Annotated in this window: 19 protein-coding genes; 9 read left to right on the top strand and 10 right to left on the bottom strand. The window is 61.3% G+C overall.

Annotated elements, in window-relative coordinates:
- The first annotated feature begins 5 nt into the window (after window positions 1-5).
- Entirely contained in the window at window positions 6-1,184 is a 1,179-nt protein-coding gene (argE, locus tag GAL01_RS12440; protein WP_062032380.1) for an acetylornithine deacetylase, read from the top strand.
- 39 nt (window positions 1,185-1,223) lie between these two features.
- A complete protein-coding gene (locus tag GAL01_RS12435) occupies window positions 1,224-1,901 on the top strand; it encodes a DUF1028 domain-containing protein (RefSeq protein WP_062032384.1) in 678 nt (225 codons plus the stop codon).
- 15 nt (window positions 1,902-1,916) lie between these two features.
- Here the strand turns inward: GAL01_RS12435 and GAL01_RS12430 are convergent, their stop codons facing one another.
- The 8 genes from GAL01_RS12430 to GAL01_RS12395 all read right to left on the bottom strand — a co-directional run bounded on the left by GAL01_RS12430 (window position 1,917) and on the right by GAL01_RS12395 (window position 12,454).
- Window positions 1,917-3,530, bottom strand: a complete 1,614-nt coding sequence (locus GAL01_RS12430) for a GMC family oxidoreductase (protein WP_062032387.1) — start codon at window positions 3,528-3,530, stop codon at window positions 1,917-1,919.
- 5 nt (window positions 3,531-3,535) lie between these two features.
- Window positions 3,536-5,893, bottom strand: a complete 2,358-nt coding sequence (locus GAL01_RS12425) for a TonB-dependent receptor (RefSeq protein WP_062032391.1) — start codon at window positions 5,891-5,893, stop codon at window positions 3,536-3,538.
- 71 nt (window positions 5,894-5,964) lie between these two features.
- A complete protein-coding gene (locus GAL01_RS12420) occupies window positions 5,965-6,378 on the bottom strand; it encodes a RidA family protein (RefSeq protein WP_062032396.1) in 414 nt (137 codons plus the stop codon).
- A gap of 147 nt (window positions 6,379-6,525) precedes the next feature.
- Complete coding sequence (locus GAL01_RS12415; RefSeq protein WP_062032400.1) at window positions 6,526-7,917, bottom strand: purine-cytosine permease family protein; 1,392 nt, start codon at window positions 7,915-7,917, stop codon at window positions 6,526-6,528.
- A 28-nt stretch (window positions 7,918-7,945) separates the two neighbouring features.
- A complete protein-coding gene (locus tag GAL01_RS12410) occupies window positions 7,946-9,307 on the bottom strand; it encodes a hypothetical protein (protein WP_062032403.1) in 1,362 nt (453 codons plus the stop codon).
- Window positions 9,304-10,632 carry a histidinol dehydrogenase gene (hisD, locus tag GAL01_RS12405; RefSeq protein WP_061510420.1) on the bottom strand — a complete coding sequence of 443 codons (1,329 nt, stop codon included), beginning with the start codon at window positions 10,630-10,632 and terminating at the stop codon, window positions 9,304-9,306. The genes GAL01_RS12410 and hisD overlap by 4 nt, the downstream gene beginning before the upstream one ends.
- A gap of 35 nt (window positions 10,633-10,667) precedes the next feature.
- The gene (locus tag GAL01_RS12400; protein WP_062032406.1) at window positions 10,668-11,435 is read right to left on the bottom strand and encodes an SDR family NAD(P)-dependent oxidoreductase; all 768 of its coding nucleotides are present in this window, start codon (window positions 11,433-11,435) and stop codon (window positions 10,668-10,670) included.
- Complete coding sequence (locus GAL01_RS12395; protein ID WP_062032409.1) at window positions 11,429-12,454, bottom strand: zinc-dependent alcohol dehydrogenase; 1,026 nt, start codon at window positions 12,452-12,454, stop codon at window positions 11,429-11,431. The genes GAL01_RS12400 and GAL01_RS12395 overlap by 7 nt, the downstream gene beginning before the upstream one ends.
- A gap of 265 nt (window positions 12,455-12,719) precedes the next feature.
- Between GAL01_RS12395 and GAL01_RS12390 the strand changes: the two genes are divergently transcribed.
- From GAL01_RS12390 to GAL01_RS12370, 5 genes are read left to right on the top strand one after another with little or no spacing between them, the layout of a single operon-like run.
- Window positions 12,720-14,105, top strand: a complete 1,386-nt coding sequence (locus GAL01_RS12390) for a purine-cytosine permease family protein (RefSeq protein ID WP_062032412.1) — start codon at window positions 12,720-12,722, stop codon at window positions 14,103-14,105.
- Window positions 14,102-15,709 carry an amidohydrolase gene (locus tag GAL01_RS12385; RefSeq protein WP_062032417.1) on the top strand — a complete coding sequence of 536 codons (1,608 nt, stop codon included), beginning with the start codon at window positions 14,102-14,104 and terminating at the stop codon, window positions 15,707-15,709. Before GAL01_RS12390 ends, GAL01_RS12385 begins: the two co-directional genes overlap by 4 nt.
- A complete protein-coding gene (locus tag GAL01_RS12380; RefSeq protein ID WP_062032420.1) occupies window positions 15,696-16,844 on the top strand; it encodes an alpha-hydroxy acid oxidase in 1,149 nt (382 codons plus the stop codon). Before GAL01_RS12385 ends, GAL01_RS12380 begins: the two co-directional genes overlap by 14 nt.
- A gap of 60 nt (window positions 16,845-16,904) precedes the next feature.
- Window positions 16,905-18,389 (top strand): aldehyde dehydrogenase, encoded by a 1,485-nt coding sequence (locus GAL01_RS12375; RefSeq protein WP_062032423.1) that lies wholly within the window; start codon window positions 16,905-16,907, stop codon window positions 18,387-18,389.
- A gap of 39 nt (window positions 18,390-18,428) precedes the next feature.
- Window positions 18,429-19,370, top strand: a complete 942-nt coding sequence (locus GAL01_RS12370) for a 2-hydroxyacid dehydrogenase (protein WP_062032425.1) — start codon at window positions 18,429-18,431, stop codon at window positions 19,368-19,370.
- A 12-nt stretch (window positions 19,371-19,382) separates the two neighbouring features.
- On the opposite strand, the gene GAL01_RS12365 is transcribed toward GAL01_RS12370, so the two are convergent.
- Window positions 19,383-20,756: an aminotransferase class III-fold pyridoxal phosphate-dependent enzyme gene (locus GAL01_RS12365; RefSeq protein ID WP_062032543.1), complete on the bottom strand. Its 1,374-nt coding sequence runs from the start codon at window positions 20,754-20,756 to the stop codon at window positions 19,383-19,385.
- Window positions 20,757-20,861: 105 nt separating this feature from the next.
- On the opposite strand from GAL01_RS12365, the gene GAL01_RS12360 reads away from it, so the two are divergent.
- On the top strand, window positions 20,862-21,656 hold the full coding sequence (locus GAL01_RS12360) for a LuxR C-terminal-related transcriptional regulator (RefSeq protein ID WP_169926427.1): 795 nt from the start codon (window positions 20,862-20,864) through the stop codon (window positions 21,654-21,656).
- An 8-nt stretch (window positions 21,657-21,664) separates the two neighbouring features.
- Here the strand turns inward: GAL01_RS12360 and GAL01_RS12355 are convergent, their stop codons facing one another.
- Window positions 21,665-22,672, bottom strand: a complete 1,008-nt coding sequence (locus tag GAL01_RS12355) for a 2OG-Fe(II) oxygenase (RefSeq protein ID WP_062032429.1) — start codon at window positions 22,670-22,672, stop codon at window positions 21,665-21,667.
- Window positions 22,673-23,121: 449 nt separating this feature from the next.
- Between GAL01_RS12355 and GAL01_RS12350 the strand changes: the two genes are divergently transcribed.
- Window positions 23,122-25,512 (top strand): TonB-dependent receptor, encoded by a 2,391-nt coding sequence (locus GAL01_RS12350; RefSeq protein ID WP_082780135.1) that lies wholly within the window; start codon window positions 23,122-23,124, stop codon window positions 25,510-25,512.
- The last annotated feature ends 48 nt before the right edge of the window (window positions 25,513-25,560 follow it).

Genomic DNA, 25,560 nt, shown 5'->3' with positions numbered 1-25,560 from the left:
GCCCGGTGTCCGTTTCCGAAATCGAGAGCATCCTCTCGTCGCTCATCGGCTTTCCCAGCGTCTGCGGGCTGCCGAACGGAGACATCATAGAGTGGATCGAGGCGCATCTTCTGGCCTCCGGCGCGCGGGTACGCTGCATCCCCGGAGACACCTCCAACGGTGTTCCGGGGCGCTATAGCCTGTTCGCCACGATTGGCCCAAAGACGGCAGGCGGCATCGTCCTGTCCGCCCATGCGGACGTGGTGCCGGTCACCGGCCAGAACTGGTCGTCGGACCCGTTCGTCCTCACACGGCGCGAAGACCGGCTGTATGGCCGGGGCAGCAGCGACATGAAAGGCTTCCTGGCCTGTATGCTGAACCTCGCCCGCAAGGCTGGCGCGGAGGGTGCGCCGCCGCTCAAACGCCCGCTTTACCTCGCCATCTCCCATGACGAAGAGCTCGGCTGCCTCGGGGTCCGCTCCCTGATCGCAGGCATCCGCGAAGACGACGAATTCGACGATCAGGGTGCGCTCGGCTGCATCGTCGGCGAGCCGACGGGGATGCAGGTCGCCCTCGCCCATAAAGGGAAAATCGCGTTCGAAATCATCTGCCACGGACAGGCTGCCCATTCTGCAAACCCGTTCCTAGGCAAAAGCGCCATCACTCTCGCAGGCGACATGATTGCCGCCCTTTCGCGGTTGCAGGAGCATATCCGCCAGACCGAACGGCACGACACACGCTTTGGCGTTCCGTTCTCCACCGTGCAGGCAGGCCTGATTTCCGGTGGAGCGGCGCTGAACATCGTCCCGGACCTGTGTACGATCACAGCCGAACTGCGCCTTCTGCCCGGCTATGAAGGCGCGCCCTATCTGGCCTGGCTGGAAGACGCCGCCCGTCAGGCCACGGAAAAACTCGGCGGCGGCGAGATCGAACTGCGGATCACGAATGCCTATCCCGGCCTGAACGCCACCGCCTCGAGCGACATCTGCTCTCTTGCCCTGCACGAAGCCGGGCAAAATCAGGTCGGCGTCATTGATTTCGGCACTGAAGCGGGGCTTCTGGGCGAACAGCTTGGACTAGACTGCATCGTCTGCGGCCCCGGTTCCATCGCGCGCGCCCACAAGGCCGACGAATACATTACCCTGCCCGAATTGGCCGACGCAGAACGCTTCCTTGACGGGGTGCTCGACCACCTCAGACGATGAGCCACCCAGACGCCGCGCGTTTCATGAAAGACACCGCCCATGACCTTTTCCATTATCGCCCGCTGTGAACGCACCGGCCAGTTCGGGATGGCGGTTTCGTCGTCCTCTCCCGCCGTCGCCAGCCGCTGCGCCTTCGCCAGAGCCGGTGTCGGCGTCGTCGCCACCCAGAACATCACCGATCCCCGCCTCGGTCCCGCCGGGCTGGACCTGCTGGAGCGGGGCGCAACGGCAGCGGAATGCCGGGACATTCTGGTCCGCGGCAACGCTTTTGCGGCGTTCCGACAGCTCGTCGTCCTCGACCGCATCGGCAGCACCGCACTCTGGGCCGGAGAGCAGGTTCTGGGCTGTCACGCCGAGATTGCCGGAACCAATGTCGCCGCCGCAGGCAACATGCTGGCCAGCACGAACGTCCCGGCTCTCATGAAGGACGCCTTCAACGCCTCCAGCCCGTCGCTGGAGCTGGCCGAACGGCTGATGCTCGCCATGGAAGCCGGTCTCGCAGCAGGCGGGGAAGCCGGTCCGGTCCACTCCGCCGGGCTGATCGTCGTGGAAGAGCAGAGCTGGCCGCTGGTGGACCTGCGTGTGGACTGGAGCGACGCCCCGCTCGTCGATCTGCGGAGCCTGTGGACGCTCTGGCAGCCCCAGATGCGCGACTACGTCACACGCGGCCTCAACCCGCTTTCCGCACCTTCATACGGTGTGCCTGGGGACCGTTAAGGCCCCCCATTTTTCTCAGGCGACGTCCTGCAGAATCATCCGCGCCGCCTTCGCCCCGATCATCATGCTCGGGGCGCTGGTGTTGCCGCTGATGAGCGTCGGCATGATCGACGCATCCGCCACCCGCAGCCCCGAAATCCCGCGTACCGTCAGGCGCGGCGTCACAACCGCATCGTCATCCACGCCCATGCGGCATGTCCCGGCAGGATGAAAGACCGTAGCTGCACTCCGCCGCAGATACTCCAGGATCTGGGCGTTGTCCGCCACGGCCTCGCCGGGCGCGACTTCCGTGCCACGGGTTCCGTCAAAGGCCCCCTGCGCCAGAATGTGCCGCGCGGCGCGGATGCCTTCGCACAGAACGTCCAGATCGTGCGGGTCTGATGCGAAACTGAAATCAATGACCGGCTGGTTTGAGCCATCCGTCGCCAGCCGGATGCTGCCCCGGCTTTTGGGCCGCAGAACACAGGTATGGATCGCAATCCCATGCCCCCATTCAAACAGCCGCCCGCGCGGACTGCGATAGCCGGGCACGAAATGAAACTGGATATCCGGCACGCCATCGCGGGCAAGGGACGTACGCGCAAATCCCCCGGCTTCGACATAATTCGTGGTCAGCCACCCCTTGCGCCCGAACAGGAACCGGAGCGGAGACATCAGCACGGACGGCAGCGACCGGCCGGAAAATCCCAGTGTCCGATGATCGTTCGAGCGCACCGTGACCAGCCCGTCCAGATGATCCTGAAGGTTCTGGCCCACGCCCGGCAGGTGATGCACCGGCGAAATCCCCGCCGCGATCAGATCCGCGCTGCGCCCGATCCCGGACGCCATCAGGATCTGCGGAGAGCCGATCGCCCCCGCACACAGCACGATTTCCCGCTCCGCCCGCAGCAGTCGGGCCGTGCCGTCCTGAACGACCACGACGCCCCGCGCCACCCGGTCCTCGATCACCAGATTGCGGACCTGAACGCCCGACATCAGGCTGAAATTCGGCCGCTTCAGGATCGGATGAACAAACGCCCGATACGCACTCAGCCGATAGCCGTTGCGCTGGGTCACGTCATACAGGCCCACGCCTTCCAGCGTCGCACCGTTGAAATCGGTATTCTCCGGCAACCCCGCGCTGACACCGGCCTGAACAAAACGTCGCGACAGCGGATTGACGTCGCGCGGCGTCGTGACATCCAGCTCGCCCCTGAAGCCGTGATACGCCGGATCAAGCTGCCGGTGACAGTGTTCGAGGTCCCGGAACTCGCGCAGAACGTCGTCCCATCCCCAGCCCGCACAGCCCAGAGCCTGCCAGTGGTCGTAATCCGTGCGGTCGCCCCGGATATAGATCATGCTGTTGAGCGTGGTGGACCCGCCCAGCGCCTTGCCACGCGGCACATGAATGCGCCGCCCCGCCAGATGCTCCTGCGGGGTTGAGTGGAACTGATAGGCGAAGCGCCGGCTTTTGTAGAGCGTTATCGTCCCCGCCGGAACGCGGATTCGCGGCGTATGGTCGCCGCCCCCCGCCTCCACGAGACAGACGCTGAAACGCCCGTCAGCGCTGAGACGGTTGGCAACCACGCATCCCGCAGAACCAGCGCCCACGACGATGAAATCGAAAGAGCGGGACAGATCGTTCTGCATGATCCTCAGAACCCTGTGGAAACGGTCGCAAGACAGGCAAAGGACGGCGCCACATAATAGCTGGACGTCCCCGCAACCGGCCCCGTGCTGTAAACGCCCGACAGGTAGTGGCTGTCGCCCAGATTGACGATGTTCAGGCGGATGCTCGGCTTCTTGAAAAACCCGATGTCATGCGTGCGCGCACCCAGCATCATATCCACCTGCTTGTGGCCCGGAATGCGCTCGTCATTCATGAACGTGCCGTATTCCTTGTCGACATATTTCATCGACACGCTGCCGAAGAACGTTCCGTCATCATACTGAACGCCAATCGCCGCCATCCAGCGCGGCGCGGAGGTCGCGATCTTGCCCTTCGTGGCATAGGTCACACCGCCCATCGTGATGTTGTTGTCGTTGGTCGCATAAAGATATTCCGCCGACACATACGGAGAGAAGTGATGCCAGGGCGTAAAGCCCAGCTCCGCATCCACACCCCGCGACGTCATCCCACCCGCATCGAGGAAGTACGGAACGGCATTGATGTACTGGTTGATGGCGTGGTGAACGAAGTTGTAGTTGAACAGCGTCACCGACCCCATGACCCAGTTGTTGTGATACCGCGCGCCCAGTTCCTCGGCGATGCTGTATTCGTCCTTCAGATGCGTGTTCGCCGTCTGGTAAAGGCTCGCATCATACGGGCTGTTATACTGGTTGTAGAACGCAGACCCCATCGGCACGCGGAAGCTCGTCGTCGCATTGGCGAAAAGCTGGATGTTGTCATTCACCTTGTAGCTGATCGACATGCGCGGCAGCGGCTCGGCCGAGTTGTAGCCGACGGCATACTGCGGACCGGGCTGCTGGAGCGTCCCGTTACGCGCGGTCATGACTTCCTTGAACCCGACATTGATATGCAGCCGGTCATTGAGCAGCCGCACCTCGTCCCCGACATACAGCCCGACCATCTGCGTGATCGTATGATACCGCCAGCCATTCAGAACGGTCCCGTCCGTTAGCTTGAGCAGGGAGCTTGAAACATTCCCCGCTTCATCCAGCCCGGAGAACGGCTCGCTCACATTCATGTCGCTGTACCCGTACCACGCACCAGCCACCAGATGATTGATGCCGGAATCGTAATGCAGGGCCGCATTCAGCCCGGTATAGCTCTCGCGTCCATACCAGTCCCATTTCGCGGCGACATTGCCATCCTGGGAATAGGTGTTGCCCGCAAGCTGGCCATTGATGGGCTGCGTGCCGTCATAATAGGTGCCACTCGTCGGGATCGTATAGACGCCCAGCGGGTAATTGCCCGACCCGTGATAGAAATAGGGCGTAATATCCAGCGAAAGCTTGTGCGTCAGTGCGAGATGGGACTGACTGCTCAGGAAATAATCCGTCCAGTTCGTCTGGAACCCCTTGTAATAGTTGGAATCGCCAAACTTGTAGGTGCCGTCCAGATTGATCCCGCCGCCAAGCCCGCTCTTGTTCCAGGCAGCCAGAGAAGGTGTGCTGTACCAGGCCGTGTTCTCGTTGTTGTACGTGAAAGACAGGGACGTATAGCTCTCCGGCGCCCAGTCCTTGATCGCCTTGAAATCCATATGCCGGCGCAGGTTCCGCCCCGGCCCACGCCAAGCCCGGCTGGTCAGGTTCGAAAACGACGCAAACGCCCGCAGCCCCGTATGCCCGATCTCCCCGGTATCATACCGCAGAAACTGCCGGTTCATCTGATGCGACCCATAGCTCACATCCACCTGTCCCGAACGCGTATATTCCGGGTTGCGGATCCGCACATTCATCGTGCCACCCGCAGAATAAACGGTCGGAATTTCAATATCCGGCGCGCCCTGCTGAAGCTGGACACTCTCCATGTTCTCGCTGTCCACCCATTCCGAGGAATTGGGAGTGTAGTTGTCCGGGTCGTTCATCGGCGCGCCTTCGAAGATATAGCCGATTTCCTGCTGGTTGAGGCCGCGGACGCTGACGGAGGACTGGTCGGTGACGCCGAAGGGGTCTCCCATGGCGACGTTGGCGCCGGGGGAGAGGGTGACGAGGGCCAGGGTGTTGGAGGCCGGGGACTGTTTGGCAATGAATTCGTGCGACACGGTGCTGACGGAGCGGGCCGCGGTTTCGCGTTTGATCAGGCCGCCGCCCGGTCTGTGGCGGCTGACGGAGACGTTGATCGTTTCTCCGGGGCCGGTGTTGTCCACGGCAGTGCGTTTTGGGCGCGCCGGGGCTGGGGCGGGCGTTGCAGCATGGGGCTGGGTGCTATGGGCGGGGATGTGGTGTTTTCCCGGGGCCGCAAAGGCTGTTTTCGTGCCTCCTCCCAGCAGGAGAATTGTCGAGGAGAGAAGCAAACAATGGCGTGAAAACAGGGATTTCGTCTGCATGGCGGTACCTCGGCATGAATGGCCCGTGCGGCGCGGGACGTGCGTTAGGGAGGAGGGCTTGAGGTGTGTGGTCAGCCGGGGATGACGGCGATGACGTCCACTTCGATCAGCCATTCCGGCCGGGCGAGGGCGACGACGACCAGTCCCGTGAAGACGGGAAAGACCCCTTTGAGGTGCTGCCCCAGGACGCGGTAGGTGGCTTCGCGGTAGCGGATGTCGGTGAGGTAGACCGTGACCTTGCAGATATGGGAGAGGTCGGAGCCGGATTCCTTGAGGAGAAGGGTGATGTTTTCCATGACCTTGTGGGCCTGTCCGACCGGGTCGCCGACGCAGACGTTTTCACGCGTGTCGAGATCCTGCGGGACCTGTCCGCGGACATAGACGGTGTTGCCTGCGACGACGGCCTGACAGAGATCGTTGTCGAGGGCCTGTTCGGGGTAGGTGTCCTTCGTATTGAAGGGGCGGATTCGGGTGTGGACGGGCATGGAACTGTTTCCTCAAACTCTTCGCATCTCATGCGGGGTTTGGTGCGATAGAGGAATGGTCGCAATTCGGTGCGATGAGTTAAAGAACGGATGTATGGGGAAGCGCTTCGGAAAAACCGAAGAAGGCGTCCGCAGGCCGATGGAGCGTCAGTTCCGGTTGCGGGACAGGGCCAGATAAAGGCCGCCGGGGACGAGAATTCCGATGATCCATGAGACGTCGATACCGCCAAGGGCGCGGGCGAGCGGGCCGGTATAGAGGCCGTTTGACAGGAACGGAATCTGGACGATGACGCCGATGGCGTAGCACAGCAGGGCCGGGCGGTTGGCGCGGCCGTAGACGCCGCCGTCGTGTCGGAACAGGGAAGGAATATCGTAGGCCCCGTGCCGGACTAAATAATAATCAACGAGGTTGATGGCCGTCCACGGAGACAGGACGGCGAGGAGCAGCGCGATGACGTTGTCGAGGATTTCCAGCACGTTTCCGGTCAGATTGATCGTGATGACGGCGCAACACAGGCACAATGTGAGCGCGGCGAAGGCGCGGGAGCGGCTGGTCGGGGTCCAGTTGGGGCGGAATGTCTGGAGGAAGGTCAGGGACGAGAGGGCGGCGCAGTAGATCTGCATGGTGCAGCTCACCAGCGTCGAGACCATGATGACCGCGAACAGGGCCATGGGCAGCAGCGGGGACCAGGGCCTGACGGCGTCGTACATGGTTCCCGAAAAGCCGGTGCTGCCGAGATAGGAGCCGATGAAAGTCGGGAATGCGGTGCCGATGACGCTGCCGGTCAGGCAGACGAGAAACGCCGTGCGCTCTCCGGTCGCGGAGGGGAGGTAGCGGGTGTAATCGGAAACATAGGGGGCGTAGGCGATCTGCCACAGGACGCCGAGCGACAGGGCCGTCAGGAAGTCGTGGGGTGTGGGGGACTGCCAGAACGGCTGGGCGAGATGGCCGCCGGATGCGGACATATAGGCGAAGGCCAGCAGGACGAACGTAATGGCGGCGACGGGAATGAAGCCGGAGATGAAGCGCTCGATCACGTCATGACCGATTGCGCAGAGGGCGCCGATGACGAGGACGGAAATCCAGATGGGAAGCTGGCTGACGGAAGGGCCGAAGACCTGCACGATCTGTTCGCGGCTGATGGCGAAAAAGGTCGCGGTGAAGCCGACATACATCAGGATGATGATGGCAATGATCAGCAGGCTGCCGGTGGAGCCGAACTGACCGCGGGTCTGCTGCATCTGCGGGATGCCGAGATGGGGACCCTGTGCGGCGTGGAGGGCCATGAAGATTCCGCCCAGCAGGTTGCCCGAGAGAATGGCGAGGAGGGACCAGCCGAGGGAGAGGTGGCAGATGGTCGGGTACAGCAGGCCGGTCATGACGGCCATGATGTTCTGGTTGGCGCCGATCCAGACCATCAGCAGCGACCAGGCGTTGCCGTGGCGGCGGTCTTCGGGGATGGGAAAGATCGTTTCGTTTTCAACGGCAAACGCCGATGTTGCGGTTTCCTGAACGGTCTTGTTGTGGGACGGGTTCATGAAGGCAGGATCTTTCCCGTTTTCTGGTTCAGAGATCGTTCCACTCTGGCATTGTACTGGACGGGTCGATAGTCCCCAGAAAGCGTGAGATTACGTCCGCGCTTTCGGGTTCTGCCCCGCACATCAGGGCGATGGCCAGACCGGTCAGGGAGGAGGCGGGCGTGTGGCGGCTTTTGGGGTTTTCTTCCGACCGGGCGCAGAGATCCATGACGAGGGTGGGGCAGCAGAACAGGCCGGAGCGGATTGTTTCGCGCCAGTTGTCGGGAAGTGCATCCCGCTGCGCCAGACCTTCGAGCAGGGGGCGCCACAGGAGGCGGGCCTTGTCCTGAAGGAAGGTCTGTCGCAGGGGCGGGAGCGACCAGTTTGTCGTGACGAACGCCGTTCCGTTGCTGATCCGGATTTCGGGGCGGGTTTTCAGCTCTGCGGAATGATAGAGCCAGTCCGCATGGGCGAAAATGTTGTGAAACGTGGCCTTGATTTCGGCCAGCAGGGCCGGGATGTGGCGTCCGGCGAAAGCGGGGTCGAACAGGGTGAGGCTGGTGGTGTCTGGGTTGAACCAGACATTTGCGTTATGGGCGTCTCCGTGAGCCACCACGCCGCCGCTTTGGGCCAGTGCCTCGGGAGACAGGTTTTTCAGCGCGTTGTGAAAGCAGTCTTTCAGGGTGCGGTCGTAGCGGATGCCGTCGATCACCCAGTGCAGTTCGAGAAGCTCGTGGCCGCTCAGGGTTGCGTCCGGGAATGTGAAAGTCCGTTCGGGAGCGAAGAATTTCGTTGCGCGGCTGCCGAGCGTGCCGGGCGGTTGATCCGGGGTGGTGAGGCGATGGTGAAAGAGCTGATGGATGGGTTCGTCCGCGCTCTGTTGGCCGGTGATCGGGTGCCATGAGCGCAGGTAGAGCGTGGCGCTCAGCGCGTCCAGGTCCTGCTGGGCATGTCTGAGGGCCGGGGCATCCGCGCCGGGCAGGGGCGTGTCACCGTCAGCGGCGCGGGCGGCATCGGCGAGTTTCGGGATGGTTTTGAGCGGGTAGAGCAGGATCTGCCGCCCGACACGGCGGCAGACATGGGCGGGCATATCGACCGGAAATCCGGCTTCGAGCAGGATTTCGCCCCTGTAGAATTCCTGAAGGACGGAGTCTTCGTTTTCTTCATGGTGGAATTTGAAGAAAAAGCGTTCTCCGGTGTCACGGGTCATGAACCCGTTGACGGAGTTCAGGCTGTAATCGTCTGCGCCGAGTGTGACGTCCGTGATGTGGAAGCCGAATTCTTCCGCGATCATGCGCGACAGGAGGTCTGCAGCCAGAGCGGGGTTTCCGCTCCGGGCCGCGGCGAGGATGCCTGCCGCGTTGACGGGGCCGGTGCTGGCGGGTGTGTTGCTGGCCGCTTCGGGGTTCATCGGGGTTGGATCTTCGGCATGGGGCGGGCCGAGGAGACGGCGCGGGCATGGCCTGAGAAGTTTTCGTACCGGGCGAAACGTTCCGCATGGCGTGCGGCTTCGGGGTACGCTTCGGGCGAGACGCGTGCGAAGGACATGCGCTTCATGAAGTCATGGACCGAGAGCGGGGAGTGGGTGCGGGCGGCGCGGTTCGTGGGGAGCACGGCGTTCGGGCCGAGGACGTAGTTGCACAGTGTGACGGGCGAGGCCGTGCCGAGGAGGACTTCGCCTGCGTTGCGGATGCGGCCGAGATCCGCCATTGGATCGACCGTCAGGATTTCGAGATGTTCGGGTGCGTAGGCGTTTGTGAAATCGACGGCGGCGCTGAAGTCTTTGGTCAGGATGACGCCGCCATGGGCGCCGCCCAGAACGGTGCGGGAGAAATCGGCGCGTTTGGGGTCCATTTCGGCCCAGTGTGCGGGCAGGGCGGCGATGACGCCTTCGGCCACGCGGCGGCTGCTGGTGACGAGCCAGGCGGAGGAATCCGGGCCGTGTTCGGACTCGATGATGAGGTCCAGCGCGGCCAGAACCGGATCGACGCTGTCATCGGTCAGGATGATGCTTTCGCTGGGGCCTGCGGGGATGCCGGGGTCGATCCGGTCGGACAGCAGGCGCTTGGCGGCGACGACATACGGGCTGCCGGGGCCGACGATCTTGGCGCAGGCGGGCACGGTTTCCGTACCGAAGGCTACGGCAGCGACGGCCTGTGCGCCGCCGCATTTATAGACTTCCTCGACCCCGATGAGGCGGGCGGCCACGAGGGTTCCGGCGTCGACAGTGCCGTCGGGGGAGGGCGGTGTGACGATGATCAGGCGCGGGACGCCGGCCACTTTTCCGGGGATGGTCGTCATGTTCACGACGCTGGGGAAGCTGCCCTTGCCGCGCGGGACGTAACAGGCCACGGAGTCTATGGGGATGTTGCGGTCTCCGGCCCAGATGCCGGGCTGGACCTCGATCATCCAGCTTTCTTCCGGCTTCTGGGCTTCGTGAAAGCGACGGATGTTCCGGATGCCGTATTTGATGGATTCGAGAACGTCGGGCTCGATGCTGGCGAAGGCGGCGTCGAACTCTTCCGGCGTGGCCCGGATGCTCATTTCGGGGGCGGTCACCCCGTCGAAAGCCTGTGCGAAATGACGCAGGGCGGCGTCGCCTTCGGTGCGGACGCGCTCGATGATCGGTTTGACGCGCTCGAAGAAGACCGACAGGTCGCTCTCTGTGCGTTGCAGCAGGGCTTCGGGGATTGTCCCGGTCTGGGTCAGATCATGGAAGGTGATGTTTTCAGACATCGGGTCTCTCTTTTCGGGTCGGAGGGTTGGAAGGATCAGAGCGCGGCGAGTGTTCCGCCGTCCACGTACAGGACCTGTCCGGTGATGTAGGCGGAGGCTGTGGAGCAGAGGAATTGCAGGGGGCCTGCGAGGTCGTCAGGCAGGCCGAAGCGTGCGAGGGGGATGCCCGCCAGCATCTTTTCGCGCCATGCGTCGTTGCGGAAGAACGTGTCGGTCATGTCCGTATGGAAGTAGCCGGGCGCCAGGGCGTTGACGCGGATGCCCCGAGGCGCCCATTCGACGGCGAGGCTGCGTGTCAGGCCGAGGATACCGGATTTGGAGGCGCTGTAGGGGACGGCTTTTGCGACGCCCGCTGCCGAGGTGAGGGAGGCGAGGTTGATGATGCTGCCTCCGTCCGGCATCAGGCGGGCGGCCTGCTGGGCCACGAAGAACGGCCCTTTCAGGTTGGTGTCCAGAAGGCGGTCCCACAGGGCTTCATCCACGTCGTCGCAGGCGCGGAGGGTTTCGTCGCCCGCATTGTTGACGAGGATGTCGAGCGCTCGGGTTTCGCGGGCGATCCGGGAGAAAGCCTTGCGGATCGTGTCGAGGTTGCTGACATCCATGACAAGCGGATGCACGGTCAGGCCGTCGGAGAGGGCCTCGGAGCGGGCTGCCTCGAGGGTGTCGGCGTTGCGTCCGGAGATCCAGACGTTCGCGCCGCAGCGGGCGAGGTGGAGGGCCATGGCTTTCCCCAGGCCGCGCCCGCCGCCGGTGATGAGGGCTGCTTTGCCTGCCAGCGAGAAGAGGGGGGAGATGTCTACCATGTTCCGTCCGTACCGTTGGGGGCGATCAGGGTTTTCAGGCGGTTTTCCGCGCCTGAGAGCAGATGGGTATAGAGGGCCGGCAGATCGGTGAGGGCTGCGGCCGGAGTGATCAGACGGTCGAGAAACGGAACGAGGCCGGGGAGACGCTGGATGGCCTCGGGCATTTCGTCTGCGAAAGCGCTGACGCCCCGGATGTCGAGTTCCCGTTCCACGATCAGGTTGAGGTCGATCCGGGGTGTGTGATGGAAAATGCCGGCCAGCACGAGCCTGCCGCCGGGAGCGAGGCGCTGGCAGGCCATTTCCACAACGGGGGCGGCGCCGGTGGCGTCGAGAATAAACGCGGGGCCTTCCGGGCCGAACAGGGTGTTCCAGTCTTCTGCGTCCGGAGGGAGGGGAAGGGTGCCGATGGTTTGGGCGAGGAGTGTCTGGCGCCCGATGTTGCGTTCAAGCAGATGGACGTCATGGCCATGCTGCCGAAGCAGGAGGGCGGCCAGCCCGCCGATCGTACCGCCGCCGCAGATGACGACCGGAGAACCGGGTGTCGGGGCGAGGCGGTTGACGGCGTGGAGGGAGACGGAGAGCGGTTCGACGAGGGCCCCGTATCTCAGGGGAAGTGTGTCGGGGAAAGGCAGGACCTGAGTGGCTGGCAAAATGACGTCCTGTGCAAAGCCACCGTCGCAGCTTTCTCCGACGAAGCTGAGGTTCCGGCACAGGTTTTTCCGGCCGGAGCGGCAGGACTGGCAGGTTCCGCAGCCGACCCTTGAATCCGCGATGACGGGTGTGCCGACTGTCAGTGAACCGCAATTGCCGCTGGTCTGGGTGATGGTTCCGGAAAATTCGTGGCCCGGTGTGACGGGACAGCGGGAAAGCCACTGCCCGGTCTGGAAATTGTGCAGGTCGGACCCGCAGATCCCCGCTGCTTCGACCCGGATGCGGACACAGCCGTCCGGCAGGTCCTGCGATATCGGGACAGGGAGAACCTGAATGTCTCCGATGCCGGAAAAACGGGCAGCAAGCACGAGATTTTTCCTTTCCCATCAGACTGAGGCCGGGCCTCGTTTCTCTTTCCGGTATAGATATGATGAAGCCGGAATGAAAAGACTGATCGAGAGGAACTGCGCGTAGCTTTTTCCGGGGTAGGGCTTCAGGAAATATACACCAGAAACACATTACCAATACGGAAAAATGTATGTTTTATAATGATCTGATATTGCAATGGAGCGTGGCAGTATCAGCATCTTTCCGCATGGCGGATTGACTGGCAGAAGGACGGAGAGTGGCACGATGGAGACCATTGGCACACTGGAAACAGAGACGATTTACCCCATTTCTCCGGATCGCCGTCATGGGAGTGCCAGGGACCTGTTTACGGTCTGGTTCGGGCCGAACCTCATGATGCTGACGGTCGTGACCGGAGCGCTGGCGACGACGGTTTTCGGGCTGTCTCTGGTTCCTGCGCTGCTAGCGCTTCTGGCAGGCAACCTGGTGGGCGGCATTTTCATGGCGCTGCATGCGGCTCAGGGGCCACGGCTCGGTGTGCCGCAGATGATCCAGACGCGGGGGCAGTTCGGGCTGTTCGGGGCGGTTCCGGTGACGGCGGTGATCGTGCTGATGTATGTCGGGTTTGCGGCCTCGAACCTTGTTCTGGGGGCGGAGGGGCTTCAGTCCTGTTTTCCGGGTCTGGGACGGTTTCCGGCCATTCTGATCATCCAGATCCTGTCCATTGTTCCTGCCATTCTCGGGTATCATGTGATCCATGTTGCGGCGCGTCTTCTGACGCTGCTGTGTGGTGCGGCCGTGCTGGTCTGTCTGTGGCAGGTCATGGGCGTGCACCCGGCGGTGCATGATGTTGTGGCGCCGTCATGGGGCGGCACGGGTATTCTGCGCACCCTGTCGCTGGCGGCTTTGTGGCAGATTGCCTATGCGCCTTATGTTTCGGATTCGTCGCGATATCTTCCGGTGGGGCCGAAAAGCGAAAAATATGCGTTTCTGGCGTGTTTTTCGGGGTCCGTTTCGGGGTCGATGCTGGCCATGGGGCTGGGAGCTGCGATCGGGATCGTGGCGGGTGGGGCGCATGTCATTCAGGCGCTTACGGCGATCCTGGGCGTAACGGCGGTGCCGGTTCTGCTGGCGCTGTCCATCGGCATTGCGGTGGCGAATGCCATGAATGTCTATTGCGGGGCGCTCTCGACGCTGACCGTGGCGCAGACGTTCACGCCGGACCGTCATTACGGCAAAGGCGCGCGGCTTGTGGTGACGGTGGGGCTGCTGTCGCTGGCTTTTGGCATGGCCACGCTCATGGCCGACCAGTTCATGACGGCTTACAGCGAGTTCCTGGAGCTTCTGATGTCGGTCATGATCCCGTGGACGGCGATTAACCTGACGGATTATTATATTCTCCATCATGGAGACTATGACGTCGCTTCTTTTTTCAAGAAAGATGGCGGAATTTACGGGTATTATAACACGCCAGCCCTGATCTGTTACGGGGTTGGGGTTGCGGTACAGATTCCGTTTCTGGCGACGAATCTTTATACGGGAAGCATGGCCAGAATGCTGGGGGGCGTGGATGTTTCCTGGGTGGTGAGCCTCATTCTGACGCCGGTAATCTATATTGTTGCGGAGCGGACGTTCCGGCGGAAAGTTCTGCCTGCGGGAGAGCGGGCATGACGCTTTTGTACAATGCGCGGATTGCGCTGCCGGGCCATGAGCGGTTTGAAGGCGCGGTTCTTCTGCGCGATGGGCGGATTGCGGCGATTGGTGAGCGTCAGGCGTTGCTCGACGGCTGCGGGGCGGATGTGGAGCAGGTGGATCTGGGGGGCGCGTGTGTCCTTCCGGGGTTTGTGGACAGCCATCTTCATCTGTTGATGGGGGCGGAATATCTGTCGAATATCGGCCTGCGGGACGCCAGAACGATGGCGGAAGTCGTGGGGCGGGTGGAGGCGTTCGCCGCCGCGCATCCGGAGCGGGAATGGCTTGTGGGGCTGGAATGGAGCTACGGCTATCCGGATCTGCCGCCGGAAGGTTTTGACCGTGCGATGCTCGATGCGGTGGTGCCGGACCGGCCGGTTTTTCTGAGGTCCGGCATGGCGCATGCGGCCTGGGCCAACAGCAGGGCGCTCGAACTTGCGGGCATTGATGTGTCAACGCCGGACCCGGTGGGCGGGGAAATCGTGCGCCGTCCGGATGGGTCTCCGACGGGGTGGCTCAAGGAAGAGGCGGGCAAGCTGGTCGGGGCGCATGTGGTGCCCATGGATGAGGCGCTGGTTCGGGACGGGCTTGAGCGCGTTCTGGAGGAAATGGCGCGTTGCGGGATCACGCGGGTTGAGAGCGCGGCCTATGATGAAGGGCTGTTTCCGGCGCTTGCGGAGATGGAAGCCTCCGGCGCGCTGACCTGTCGGGTCGGGGTGATGGTCGAGATGCCGCCGCCGGAGCTTTCGGAAAAGCGGCTGGCCGAGATCGGGGAGCTGCGTCGGCGGTATCATTCGCCGATGCTGAGTCTGGACGGGGTAAAGTTCTTTCTGGATGGCGTTCTGGAATCGCACACGGCCAGCATGCCGCAGGGTTATGCGGACCGGCCGGACGAGACGGGAACGCTGGTCTGGAAGCCTGAGGCCTATCACTCCGCTGTGCGGCGTGTGTCCGAGGCGGGGTTTCAGATCTGGACGCATGCGATCGGCAGTGGGGCGATCCGGCTTGCGCTGGATGCCTATGCGCAGGTTCCCGAAGCGACGCGCTCTCTGCGGCATCGCGTCGAGCATGTGGAAATTCCGTTTGCTGGGGATATTCCCCGGTTCAAAGAGCTGGGTGCGGTTGCCTGTCTTCAGCCTGTGATGGTTGCGCCGTCCGATGAATGGATGGGGATGAACGGGGTGTGGGCGCAGCGGGTGCGCGAGAGCGAGCAGGAGCGGGCGTTTCCGAACCGGTCGCTTCTGGATGCGGGCAGTGTCGTGGCGTTCGGGACGGACTGGCCGATCGTGTCGCTGTCGCCGCTGCGGGGGATCGGCAAGGCCGTGACCCGCCGGAGCCTTGCGGGAGGCGCGGCGTTCGTTCCGCAGCAGGCCATCAGCGTTGACGAGGCGCTGTATGCCTATACGGCGGCGGGGGCTTTTGCCTGTCATCGTGAGGGGCAGGAAGGCAGCATCGAGGTCGGAAAACTGGCGGATCTGGTGGTTCTGGATGCAGATCCGGCTGATGTGCCGCCCGAGCGGATTTCGGAAATTTCGGTTCTGATGACCGTTCTTGGGGGGCGGGTCGTTTATGACGCGCGTTGATGACGGTGTCTTTTCCGGTGTTGCGGCGTCCGCGCGGCGGCGTCTTCCCCGACTGTTTGCGGATTATGTCGATGGGGGCGCGCATGGGGAATGGACCATGGCGCGGAACCGCGAGGCTTTCCGCGAATGGGGGATCGTGCCGCGGGGGCTGAAGAACGTCGAGACCGTGGATGCGGGTGTGCGCTGTTTCGGGCAGGAGTGGGCAGCGCCCTTCATGCTCGCACCGGTCGGTTTTGCGGGGATGCTGCATCCGGACCGCGAAGTGGGCGCCGCGCGTGCTGCGCTGCGCTGCGGGGTGGGGATGGCCGTTTCCACCTTTTCCATTGATCCGATGGAAGCGGTTGCGAAAGTGGGGGGCGCGCCGCTTGCGCAGATCTATGTTTTCCGGGACCGGGGTCTGACGCGGGACATGCTGGCCCGTGCGACGCAATGCGGCATGGACGGCATTATCGTGACGATTGATACGGCTATTACGCCCGTGCGGGAGCGGGATGTGCGGAATGGATTCCGCCATCTTTCGCGGCCCACGCTGATGCAGATGGCGGGGATGATGGCCCATCCGCGCTGGTGTCTGGGCATGGCGGGGCGTGGGACGCCGGCGATCGGAAATCTGGCCGCCTATACCTCGGCGCACGGTATCATGGGGCAGGCCAAGGACATGGCCGCGCAGATTGATCCCACGCTCGACAGGGCCGGGCTTGAATGGCTCCGGAGCGAATGGAAGGGGCGGCTTGTTGTGAAGGGCGTCATGCACCCGGAAGACGCAGGGAACGCCATTGCGGCGGGTGCGGATGGGGTGATCGTCTCCAATCATGGTGGACGGCAGATGGACCCGTCTCCGGCGACGCTGGATGTTCTGCCGCAGATTGTGGACGCCGTTGAGGGCAGGGGCGATGTCGTTCTCGACAGTGGCATTCGCCGGGGCGGGGACGTTGTGACGGCGCTGGCGCTGGGGGCGACGGCCGTTTCCATCGGGCGTCCGTGGGCCTGGGCGCTGGCCGCGGGCGGTGAGGTCTCCGTGGAGAAAGCCATCCGCGCGCTGTCTCAGGAAGTGGTGGATATTCTGGGGCTGGCCGGTCTTGAAGACATCGCCGCCCTGCGCCGGCGCGGGCCGCAGGCTCTGTGGAAATTATAGTCCGACATGTCCGGGCCTGAGGGTCCGCAGGATGTCTGAAGACGGAAGAGAGCAGACCGGATGACGAAAAATACCGAGTTTTATACGAAGCGTGCTGCCGAACTGTCGTTGCGCAATGATTGCTGGATTGACGGGCGGTTTGTTCCGGCTCTTTCGGGGCAGCGGTTCGAGACCGTCAATCCGGCGACGGGCGCTGTTCTGACGCAGGTGGCGCGGGGCGATGCCGGGGATATCGACCGGGCCGTTGTCAGCGGGCGGGCCGCCTTTGAAAGTGCTGTCTGGTCTGGTCTGACACCGGCGGAGCGCAAGGCCGTTCTGCTGCGCTGGGCGCAGCTTGTGCGGGACAATCTTGAAGAACTGGCCCTTCTGGACACGCTGGATGTGGGCAAGCCGATTTCCGATACGCTCACGATTGATGTGCCGGGTGCTGCGGCTATTCTGCAATGGCATGCCGAGGCCATCGACAAGCTGTATGACGAGATTGCGCCGACGGGCGGGCGGGATCTTGCGATGGTGCGCCGGGTTCCGCTCGGGGTTGTGGGTGTGGTGGTGCCGTGGAATTTTCCGCTGGATCTGGCGATCTGGAAAATTGCACCGGCTCTGGCCGTGGGCAACTCGGTTGTGCTCAAGCCTGCCGAGCAGTCTCCGTTGTCCGCGCTGCGCCTGGCGGAGCTTGGGTCTGAAGCCGGTCTGCCAGCGGGTGTGCTGAATGTCGTGACGGGGTTCGGGCATGAGGCCGGGCGCGCTCTGGGGCTGCATCCGGATGTGGACTGTCTGGCTTTTACCGGTTCGACGGAGATCGGAAAGCTCTTTCAGGGCTATGCCGGTGAGAGCAACATGAAGCAGGTCTGGCCGGAAACGGGTGGGAAGAGTCCGTGTCTGGTGTTTCCCGATGCCGATCTGGAGGCAGCGGCTGACAAGGCGGCCTGGGGGATTTTCTTCAATCAGGGGCAGGTCTGTTCGGCGAATTCGCGTCTGCTGGTGCATGAAACGATTGCGCAGGACATGATCGGGCGGCTGAAGGCCAGGGCCGAGGCTCTTGTGCCCGGTAATCCGCTGGACCCGTCCACGCGGCTGGGTCCGATGGCGACGGTGGAGCATGCGGACCGTGTTGCCGGGTTCATTGAAGCCGGACGTCAGAGCGGCACGCTTGTGACGGGGGGCGGGCAACTGACCCATGGGGCATCGCGGGCCTATATCCAGCCGACGGTTTTTGCGGATGTTGCGTCGGACGCCACGATTGTGCGCGAGGAGATTTTCGGGCCTGTTCTGGTTGTCCAGACGTTCCGGGACGAGGATGAGGCGGTGGCTCTGGCCAATGATACGCCTTACGGTCTGGCGGCGTCCGTCTGGACCCGGGATATTACGCGGGCTTTGAGCGTTTCGGACAGGCTGAATGCGGGAACGGTGTCGGTTAATACCGTTGATGCGCTGTCTCCGATGACGCCGTTTGGGGGCATGAAGCAGTCCGGTTTCGGACGTGATCTTTCACTTCACAGTTTTGATAAATATTCCGCTCTGAAGACGGTCTGGATCAAATACTGAACCATTCGGGCGCGTGTTGGGGCTTTGCGGAGAAATCTTATGGTAACGCTTGCAATCAGTGCAGAAGGGCCGGGTGTCTGGGAGAACTGGCGGAATGCTTTTTGTGAGGTGGCGCCCGGTATCCGGACGGTGTCGTGGTTCGATCCGGCGTTTGATCCGTCCAAAGCTGATTATGCGCTGGTCTGGGACCCGGCTCCTGGAGAAATGGCGAAAATGCAGCATATGCGCGCCATTTTCTGTAGTGGGGCGGGGGTGAACCATCTGGTGGGTCGGGAAGATTTTCCGAAGGATGTCATGCTGGTCCGCATGGGCGGAGACCAGACGGCGGTTCTGATGGCGGATTATGTGCTGTGGGCGATTGTTTCGCTGCTGCGTGATGCGCGGACCTGGGCGTTGCAGCAGGAGAAGAAAATCTGGCGTCGCAATCTTGAATATCGCACGAGTGCGGAGACCACGATCGGGATTCTGGGATATGGCAATCTGGGGTCGGCTGTGGCGCGACGCCTGTCAAAGGCCGGGTTTCAGGTTTCGGCCTGGTGTCGCCGGGTGCGGCCGATTGAGGATATTCCTCTGTATTTCGGAGAGGACGGCAAGGTCGATTTTCTGGGAAAGACGGATATTCTGGTCAATCTTTTGCCCAGTACGCCGCAGACGCACGGTCTGATTGATGCGGAGTTTCTGTCCCATCTGAAGCCGGGAGGCAGTCTGATCAATGTGGGGCGCGGCGAGCAGGTGGTGGCGGAAGACCTGATTTCCGCTCTGGACAGCGGGCGGATGCTGGGGGCTGTGCTGGATGTCTTTGCGCAGGAGCCACTGCCGCAGGATGCTGTTTTCTGGGAGCACCCGAAGGTTTTCGTGACCCCCCATGTCGCTGCGGAGGCGTCCTGTAAAATGCAGGCGGCTTATGTTGCCGGGGCTATCGGGGAGATCGAGGCGGGGAAGACCCCCGCCCTGACTTATCACCCTGACTGGGGATATTGAGAACGCCTCCCTTCAGGGTTTTGAAAGGTCGTGCATGACCTCCGTGATGCTTGCGCGGAGGATGTCTCCAATTCTGGCGATCTGCTCTTCCGACAGGATCAGCGGGGGGGACAGGATCAGGATATGTCCCAACGGGCGGGCGACGAGGCCTTTTTCCTGAGCCTTGCGCGCGACCAGCATGCCAATGTTGAGCTTGGCATCGAAGAGGGCTTTGCTGGTCCTGTCCCTGACGAATTCTATGCCCATCATGAAGTGGCTGCCGCGGACTTCGCCGACGATGTCGAGATCTTCCAGCGCGCGCAATGTGTTTTCAAACAGCTTGCCGGTGACGCGTACCCGTTCCGGGATCTGTTCGGCTTCCATCAGGGCGATATTCGCCAGACCAGCGGCAGCGGCGGCCGGATGGCCGGCATAGGTCATGCCGTGGGTGAAGACGCCGTCCGGGCCGGACACCACGTCGTAGATTTCGTCGGTCATGATCGTGGCGGCGAGGGGCTGATAGCCGGAGGTGACGCCTTTTGCGATGGTGATCATGTCCGGCTGGGTATCGAAAACCGCTTCGGAAGCGAAGAAATGTCCGAGACGTCCGAACGCCGTGACGACTTCATCGGCTACAAACTTGATATCGTATTCCCGACAGACGTCCTGAACGCGTCGGTGGTATCCTTTGGGCGGAACGATAACGCCGCCAGCGCCCATGATGGGTTCACCAATGAAACAGGCGATGTTTTCGGGGCCGAGGCGTTCGATTTCATGGCGCAGGTCGGCGATGAGCAGATCTGTGAAGTCCGCCTCCGTCATCCCGTCGCCTTCGCGCCAGTAATGCGGTTTTTTCAGGTGATGGACGATCCCTTCGGCTTTTGACCAGCCTTTGGAATAAGCGGGGGTGGTCATTGCGATGGAGAGATAGGTCGAGCCGTGATAGGCGCCGTGGCGGCTCAGGACGAGTTTCTTTTCTGGTTTGCCCAGACGCTCGTAATAATGATGCAGGATGCGCACGGCGCCGTCATTGGCGTCCGATCCCGAAGTGGAAAAATGGACCCGGTTCAGGTTACCAGGCGCCAGTTCCGCCAGTTTTCTGGCCAGGGCGGCGGCTGTGGGGTGGGTGAAGGTGTAGAAGGTGGAATAGAAATCCAGCGTCGAGAGCTGGCTGGAGATGGCGTCAATGATTTCGGGGCGTCCGTGACCCACGTTGACGCACCATAAACCCCCAATTCCGTCAATCAGGTCCTGACCGTTGCTGTCGCGGACCATGGCGCCTTTTGCCGCAACGATTGCGGTGCGGGCATGGGGTTTTTTCAGACCGTCGAGGTCGGCCCAGGATTGGACGAGATGGGTATCTGCCGCGAGAATGTCGTCGGTGGTGTGGGGCAGTGCAGGCGGCATGTTCAGGTCCTCCATCCATAGGGGCTGTGCGGGGTGCAGCTTCTGATGTGTGATGGTAGGGTCTGTGTGGATGGGACGTATATTGCCCTGAAGGGGTATAGAAGGGTGTTTTGTCAGCAGGAACAGCAGCTTGGTGCGGTGATTTCGGCGCTGATGACGCCTGCGTTCGAGCAGCGGCTTGTGGCATGGTTTGAGAGCTGTGTTCCGATTGATAACCTGACGATCCTTGCCTATGGGGGGGAAGGGCGGCCGAGATGTCTGTTGACCCATTCAAAGGAAAAAAGCGTCCACGCCCGTTTTGACAGTGCGTATTGCACGGGGATCTATCTGCTTGATCCGTTTTTTGTCGTGGACAGGGCCGGGGCGCCTTCGGGGCTGTATCGTCTTGAGGATATTGTTCCCGATCATTTTGCCGCGTCGGATTATTACCTGAAATATTACCGCGATACGCATATTCTGGATGAGATGACGTATCTGGTCCGGATATCGGCGGATGTTTCCATTCATATCTGTCTGGGGCGGGATACGAGTTCGGGAGAGACATTCGTTGCGGCGGAGTGGGAGAAGGCTCTGGTCATTCAGCCTGTTGTAGCGGCGCTTGCGGGGCGGCACTGGTCGGGGCTTGAAGCTGCGCAGACCGCAAATGCGCAGGATGCCATGGCGGAGTTCCGCGAGCAGTTTGAAAAGACGTATGGCATCGTGCTGACGGCGCGGCAGTCACAGACGGCTTTGCTGATTTTGCGGGGGCATTCCTCCCGTTCGATTGCAAGGCTGATGGGGGTGAGCGTGCAGACGGTGAAGGTGTTTCGCAAGCAGATCCATACGCGCTGTGCCATTTCCTCGCAGGCGGAGCTTTTTGCGATGATGATGCCTATTCTGGTCAGGCTGGGTGAGCAGTAACGCTCCGGTTAGTAGACGAAGGGCAGGCAGGCGTATCTCCGGCCGGATGTAACGGGCTGGACGGCATGCAGGAGCGCGCAGGAAAATACGACGGCTCCGCCAGCATTGGGACGGAATGTCTGTGGCCCGAATTCGGGGAAAATCAGTTCTCCGCCCATGTAGTCGTCATTGAGGGTGAGGGAGACGGCGAACTGGCGGTGGGCGGAACTGGGGACGGTATTGTCGCGATGGGCGTCGAAAAAGCCTTTATCGGTGGCGTCGTAGGAGCTGACGAGCATTCTGTCCATTTGTGTCGCCGTGAAGCGGAAAGCCCGGAAAATCTCGGGGACGACGCGGCGGATGATGCGGTTTTGCAGCGCTGTGACGATGCCCCGGTCGCGCAGGGGCGTGTCCCGCCGGCGTTTGAAATCCGGGGCGACGGTGCGGACCGGATGTCCTGCGGCATTGGAGGTCAGGATGGGAGAGGGCTGGGGATTGTGGGTGTCGTGATACCGGATCAGGTCCTGACAGAAGGCCGGTTCCAGAACGTGATCCAGCATGAGGACCGGCGCAGGCATGCTGCGCTGCGGGGCGGTGGCTTTCTGGAGTAACGTCGCGAAAAGCGTTTCTTCCAGACCGGGGCGGTGGAGCTGCGTGTGGACGACATGCATCATCGGGTCGAGTTCTATCCAGCCCGGTGGCGCGTTTTCAGCAATTCCGAACGTCCGGTGGCAGATGCGGTCGGTATCGTAAAGGAAACAGACCGATCTGAGATCGGACCGGTTTTTGAGGACGTCCGTGTCGGCCCTGTCGAGGGTGACGCCCAGAAACAGGCAGTCTCTGCGATTCAGGACATCCGGATGGTGGGAAAGGCGCTGGAGGACGCTTTTGACCGCAGGATTGGTCGAAGAATCAAAGAAAAAGAGCAGGATTCTGCGTCCGCCCACCATGTCAAAGGACAGGGCCCCGGAACTGGTGCTGGCTTTCTGTACGAAGGGCGGGATGGGGTCGCCGGTTTCAGCCGTGGTCCAGGACATGCGCGCTCTCGGGAAGGGGCAGATGTGGCGAGCATGCCCAAGAGGGACGCTCATCGCAAGGAGGATTTGCCTATACAATTTTACAGGGGAGAAAGGGTAGGTCTCTGCGAATCTTGTGAAGGGGATTTTTCTCTGAAATTCTGTTTATAAAAAAATGAGTTAAATCAATTAGTTAATGACTTTTCTTTTTTGAGAAGTGTGGTCGACGAGCCTGATTGTGTGTTCCTGAGGGCTGGTGGGAAGGTTTTTGCTGGGCGGTGTGGAGCGGGTTGAAAGAATTTTTCGGAGGGAAGCGAGTTTTTTTCTAAGGCATTGGTATATTGGAATTATTTTTATGGATCTTTGGGAATTTTAGACATGTCTTTGTCATATCGGTGTAAAATGGAGGTTGCATATGCAACCAGACATGACATTGTGACTTCGATACGAAATGATTCCGAGCAGGTACCATGCCAATCGCAAAACGCCGTCGTGCTTGTGTAGCCCTTTCCACCATGACGTTTCTGGCGTCGACCTCTCTGGCTGGAGCCGCGTCGGCAACACATGCGCGTTCGCGGTTGCAGGCGCATGCCGCCGGGGCACCGGTGAAGCGGAAGTCTCATTCTGTCAGTGCGCGGGGGCCGGAGGTTATTTCCGTGCATGCGGCGGGTGAGGACGGGGCGTATGGCAAGGTCCGGCACATTGCGGGCGGGGGGCTGATGGCCGTTCAGACGGGCGGCGACATGCGCAGTACCGTGACTTCGGAATATATCAACAAGCAGGCGTCGACGACGACGGCCTATCAGGCTGTTTCGCTGGCGCCGGGTGCCAATCTTTCCCAGAGTGATCCTTACGGTTTTGCGGCCAATTCGATGCTGAGCGTGCGCGGGTTGGGGGGCAACGAGATCGGGCAGGTCTGGGAAGGCATGCCGGTCAACGATATCGAGACCTATAACGGCTATCCGACATACTGGGCGGATGGTGAAGATATTGATTCCGTCAGTCTGACGCAGGGGTCTTCGTCCATCACGGCGCCTGTGGTCAATGCTTCGGGCGGCCAGGTTACGACGCTGATGCGCGATCCGTCTCACAAGATGGGCGGACTGGTCGATTACAGTTACGGCACGCTGAACCTTCAGCGGTTCTTCGGACGTTTCGATACTGGGGATATCGGGAATACGGGTCTTTCGGCCTATGTGTCGTTTTCCAACGGAACGGCCAAGAATTCCCTCGGACCGGGGCGGCAGATGCGCCGGCATATCGACTTCGGCTTCAAGAAGGAATTTGCAAACGGCGACCGGATGAAGCTGGTCGGGTCGTATGTTGACATGAACTACATGTACAATCCGAACCCGACGCTTGCCGACTGGCAGACTTCGGGACGGAGTTATGCATGGAACGGGACATTTACGCCCGGAAGCTCGGATTACTGGCGGCAGAACCGCTGGAAATGGGAGCAGATCATGATGAGTCTGCCCTCCGACTTTACGCTTCCGGGGAAGGTGAAGCTCAATGTGACGCCTTATTTCCTGTATGCGATGCAGAATTCTCCGGCGTCTTCCACGCTGTCGTCTGACGGCAACTATTACGGAACGGAACCTGTTTCCGTGACCATTCCGGATGCCCAGGCGTCGGGCGGGAGTGTGAGAAGCGATTACGTGGGCGTGCAGTCCGTAGGCGGGTTCAACGCGTCCCTGTCCCGTCAGTTCGGGGTGCAGAAAGTGACGCTGGGATACTGGTATCAGTATAGCGTTGATGATCTGTCGATGCCGTTTTCGTCGGTCGATGCTTCAGGCAATCCGGCTTCGGCCTGGAGCCTGCGGAACGTGACCATGAGCAATGGTCAGCCGTATCTGGCGGAGAAGGAGCATACCGTCACGCAGACGAATGCGCTCTACTTGCAGGATGAGATTTCGCTTCTCAATGATCGGCTGAAGATTGTGGGTGGCATCAAGACGCTGATGATGAGCAAGGCCGGGACCAATGGTCTGCCGGGCACGCAGTATCATGTCGGGGCCAATAACTTCCAGCCGCTGCCGCGCGTTTCGGCGACGTACAAGATTGATTCCCACAATCAGGTCTTCATCAATGCCAGCACCAATACATTGATGCCGATTGATGACACCCTGTACAATTCCTATTCGGGTGGGGCTATTTCAACGCAGGGCAATCCGGGGATCAAGCCTGAATATTCGATTTCCGAAGAGCTGGGATATCGCTATCAGGACCGGATCATTCATGCCAGTCTGGCCCTGTTCAACTACAACTTCACAAACAGGCAGGTGTCCAGCCTGCGTTACGTCAATAACGTTCCGGTCTATTCGACGATCAACGGCGGCGGACAGACGTCGCGCGGTGTGGATTTCGAAGCAGGGCTGATGCCGTTTCATGGCTTTTCGCCTTATGTGTCTGTCGAATATCTTCATGCGACGATCGACAACAATATTCAGGTCGGAAACGATTATCTGCCGACGGCAGGGAAGACGGCGGTTCGCAGTCCGTCGTTTCAGGGATCTTTCGGTCTTGTCTATGACTACAAGAATTTCTTCGGAACGTTCTCGTTCAAATACACCGGCTCGCAGTATTCGACCTTTATGAACGATGAAAAAATGCCCGCTTACAAGACGTTCAACCTGTCTCTGGGGTATCGTCTGCCGAGCGTCGGTTTTGTCAAACATCCGGAAATCCGGGTCGCGTTCATCAACCTGACGGATGAGAAAGTCCTGTCCGGTATTGCGTCGCCGCAGCTGAATGCCCAGACCACCCGTGGCATTTACGGGACATCCATTGATGGAAGCTCCCCCGGATATTACATCGCGCCGCGATTTACGACGGCGATGACCGTGGCTGCGGGCTTCTGAACTTTTCCAAACCTCTTTCTGTTTTTCTGAAAATGGAGACCTTACTCA

Source organism: Gluconobacter albidus, from assembly GCF_002723915.1.
In the GTDB taxonomy this organism is placed as follows: domain Bacteria; phylum Pseudomonadota; class Alphaproteobacteria; order Acetobacterales; family Acetobacteraceae; genus Gluconobacter; species Gluconobacter albidus.
This window is presented reverse-complemented; position numbering and strand designations above follow the sequence as displayed.

Bases quoted from the DNA above. Each gene is read 5' to 3' on its own strand.
- GAL01_RS12385 (WP_062032417.1), top strand. From the start codon at position 14,102: ATGACGCTTTTGTACAATGCGCGGATTGCGCTGCCGGGCCATGAGCGG.
- GAL01_RS12365 (WP_062032543.1), bottom strand. From the start codon at position 20,756: ATGCCGCCTGCACTGCCCCACACCACCGACGACATTCTCGCGGCAGAT.
- GAL01_RS12425 (WP_062032391.1), bottom strand. From the start codon at position 5,893: ATGCAGACGAAATCCCTGTTTTCACGCCATTGTTTGCTTCTCTCCTCG.
- GAL01_RS12420 (WP_062032396.1), bottom strand. From the start codon at position 6,378: ATGCCCGTCCACACCCGAATCCGCCCCTTCAATACGAAGGACACCTAC.
- GAL01_RS12355 (WP_062032429.1), bottom strand. From the start codon at position 22,672: ATGTCCTGGACCACGGCTGAAACCGGCGACCCCATCCCGCCCTTCGTA.
- GAL01_RS12375 (WP_062032423.1), top strand. From the start codon at position 16,905: ATGACGAAAAATACCGAGTTTTATACGAAGCGTGCTGCCGAACTGTCG.
- GAL01_RS12410 (WP_062032403.1), bottom strand. From the start codon at position 9,307: ATGAACCCCGAAGCGGCCAGCAACACACCCGCCAGCACCGGCCCCGTC.
- GAL01_RS12370 (WP_062032425.1), top strand. From the start codon at position 18,429: ATGGTAACGCTTGCAATCAGTGCAGAAGGGCCGGGTGTCTGGGAGAAC.
- GAL01_RS12415 (WP_062032400.1), bottom strand. From the start codon at position 7,917: ATGAACCCGTCCCACAACAAGACCGTTCAGGAAACCGCAACATCGGCG.
- hisD (WP_061510420.1), bottom strand. From the start codon at position 10,632: ATGTCTGAAAACATCACCTTCCATGATCTGACCCAGACCGGGACAATC.
- GAL01_RS12435 (WP_062032384.1), top strand. From the start codon at position 1,224: ATGACCTTTTCCATTATCGCCCGCTGTGAACGCACCGGCCAGTTCGGG.
- GAL01_RS12400 (WP_062032406.1), bottom strand. From the start codon at position 11,435: ATGGTAGACATCTCCCCCCTCTTCTCGCTGGCAGGCAAAGCAGCCCTC.
- GAL01_RS12380 (WP_062032420.1), top strand. From the start codon at position 15,696: ATGACGCGCGTTGATGACGGTGTCTTTTCCGGTGTTGCGGCGTCCGCG.
- GAL01_RS12430 (WP_062032387.1), bottom strand. From the start codon at position 3,530: ATGCAGAACGATCTGTCCCGCTCTTTCGATTTCATCGTCGTGGGCGCT.
- GAL01_RS12350 (WP_082780135.1), top strand. From the start codon at position 23,122: ATGCCAATCGCAAAACGCCGTCGTGCTTGTGTAGCCCTTTCCACCATG.
- GAL01_RS12390 (WP_062032412.1), top strand. From the start codon at position 12,720: ATGGAGACCATTGGCACACTGGAAACAGAGACGATTTACCCCATTTCT.